This window comes from Planktothrix sp. FACHB-1355 (assembly GCF_014748295.1).
GTDB lineage: Bacteria > Cyanobacteriota > Cyanobacteriia > Cyanobacteriales > Aerosakkonemataceae > Aerosakkonema > Aerosakkonema funiforme_A.
In genome coordinates this window covers 1-2,637 of sequence record NZ_JACJUP010001013.1, presented here as the reverse complement: position 1 = coordinate 2,637, position 2,637 = coordinate 1, and the positions used below count along the sequence as shown (strand labels likewise).

2 protein-coding genes are annotated in these 2,637 nt (G+C 48.0%); one reads left to right on the top strand and one right to left on the bottom strand.

The window, feature by feature from the left end; genetic code table 11:
* Positions 1-1,340: aminotransferase class I/II-fold pyridoxal phosphate-dependent enzyme (locus tag H6S82_RS28295; protein ID WP_191057111.1), on the top strand; the 1,340-nt coding region annotated here is incomplete at its 5' end.
* A gap of 58 nt (positions 1,341-1,398) precedes the next feature.
* Here the strand turns inward: H6S82_RS28295 and H6S82_RS28290 are convergent.
* Positions 1,399-2,493, bottom strand: a complete 1,095-nt coding sequence (locus H6S82_RS28290; protein ID WP_190466986.1) for a tetratricopeptide repeat protein — start codon at positions 2,491-2,493, stop codon at positions 1,399-1,401.
* Positions 2,494-2,637: the final 144 nt, after the last annotated feature.

Genomic DNA, 2,637 nt, shown 5'->3' with positions numbered 1-2,637 from the left:
TGCTGGGTACAAGAGTTTTTCGATCGGATTTAACTGAGTTACCCGGTTTGGATAATCTGTCCGCACCAGAGGATACGATTCAGGAGGCGCAGGCACTGGCAGCAGAGGCGTTTGGATCGGAAAAAACCTGGTTTTTAATCAATGGTTCGACTGCTGGGGTAATAGCGGCGATTTTGGCGACTTGCAGTACTGGCGATAAAATTATTTTGCCTCGGAACGTACACAGTTCGGCGATCGCAGGTTTAATCCTTTCCGGTGCTATCCCGATTTTCGTCAATCCAGAATACGACTCGATTTTAGATATCGCCTACAGCATTACACCACAAGCTGTCGCTGCGGCGCTGGCGAAGCATCCAGATGCAAAGGCGGTGGTGATGGTTTACCCAACTTATGATGGCGTGTGTGGGGATGTGGAAGCGATCGCACACCTTGCCCACCAGTACAATATCCCTTTGTTGGTAGACGAAGCCCACGGCCCCCATTTTACCTTTCATCCGGAGTTACCGATTTCTGCGTTATCGGCGGGGGCGGATTTGACGGTGCAATCTACTCACAAAGTACTCAGCGCCTTAACTCAGGCATCGATGTTGCACCTACAGGGTAACAGGATCGATCGCGATCGCCTCACTAAAGCGTTACAGTTAGTGCAGTCTACCAGTCCCAGCTATTTGTTATTAGCTTCCCTAGATGCAGCGCGTCAGCAAATGGCATTGTACGGGAAAGAGTTGATGGCGGAAACTTTGCGATTAGCGGATGAAGCGAGAAACCAAATTAGTCAAATTTCCGGATTATCTATTTTAAAAACAGCACATACTCCTGGTTTTGTCAATCTCGATCGCACGCGCTTAACTGTAACTGTTTCTAACTTAGGTTTGACGGGATTTGCAGCCGATGAAATTTTTGCTCAACACGGTGTATTGGCAGAGTTCCCATCAATGGAACATCTAACATTTATAATTAGTCTAGGTAATAAACAGGCAGATATTGTGCAATTAGTGCAAGCGTTCGCGACATTAGCCAAACAGTATAAAGCACCGAGTCTGCGAATGAGTCAGCCAAGAGTTAGGAATTTGGCTCAAATATACAATTGTTACGAGATGCCCCTGATTTCTCCTCGCGAAGCTTTCTTTGCCGCGACGGAAACATTGCCGATCGAAACTATAAGTCAACGCATTAGTGCTGAACTGGTTTGTCCCTATCCACCTGGGATTCCTCTGTTAATGCCTGGTGAACTGATTACCCCAGTCACCCTGGAATATTTATTGAATATCCAAGCAATGGGCGGAAAAATTAGCGGTTGTACAGATCCAACGTTACGAACGTTAAAAGTCGTCAAATAGCGATATATGTCATTTGTCAAAAGTAGTTTGTAATCCTCTCGTGACCGATGACCGATCGCTAATGACTGACGTTAGATGCAATTGTCGATCGCACTTCTTGATATTTAAATGCTTTAGCGTAGTCTCCCAGAGCGTAGCAAGCCACTTTCAGGCTGCCCAGCGCCTGCTGTTCAACGCGGTGATCGGGGAGCTGTCGTCCGATTGCCAAGCGGCGTTCGTAGCACTCGATTGCTGCATCGAAGTTTCCCAAAGCTTCGTAAGCGACTCCCAAACTTCCCAAAGCTTGCTCTTCTACCCGCAGGTCTTGAGTTTCTTTTGCTAAAGCCAAGCGCTGCTGATAAAATTCGATCGCTTGAGTGTAATTACCCAAGGCGTAGCAAGCACTGCCCAGATTTCTCAGCACCTGCCCTTCTCCGCGCAAGTCTTGGATATCCCGCGCCAAAGCTAACCGCTGCTGGTAATATTCTATGGCTGTGGTGTAGTCGCCCAGCGCGTAGAAAGCATTGCCCAAATTTCTCAGCAATTGCCCTTCACCTTTACGGTCTTGTAGTTTCCGCATCAGTTTCAAGCTTTGCTGCTGGTATTCGATCGCTTTGGCATAATCTCCCAATGCTTTGTAGGCAAGTCCCAGGTTATTCAACGCTGCCACCTCGCCTCGGCAGTCTTGAATTTCTGTGGCAATGATTAAGCTTTGCTGCTGGTATTCGATCGCTTTAGCGTGGTCTTCCAGGTGACGGTAAGCGTTGCCCAGATTTCCCAGTGCCAGCCCTTGGGCACGGCGGTCTTGCATATCTGTGGCGATCGTCAACCACTGCTGGTAGTAATTTATAGCTTTGGGATAGTCTCCCAAGGCGTAGTAAGCATTGCCGATATTTCCCAACACCTTGCCTTCTAAGAGGCGGTGTTGTATCTCCCGGTAGACCGGGAGTGCCTGTTGGAAAAACTGTAATGCCGCTTTAAATTGACCGAGCTGATGTTGTTCGATTCCTTGTTCGAGTAGTTTGGTTGCCTGGACGAGTTTGCTATTGTTATCCGTTTCTTCAACCGATTTGCCAGCCCCGTCTGTATCTAGGGAGAAGGCGATCGTTGTGCGTTCGTGTTCGGAAAGACCTTTGATTGGATTGCGGTCTGGTTGATGACCCTGGCTCTCCATATCTGCTACCTCTCAACAACTTCCTTTCTGGCAGTATCCACATCTTTAGGCTTAGAGGGCATGACCTGGATCACTCAAGAAATGTTAACTTCGTAAGTTTACCGAAAACCGTGCGTGAAAGCCCCTGGCTTTAGACATGGGGAT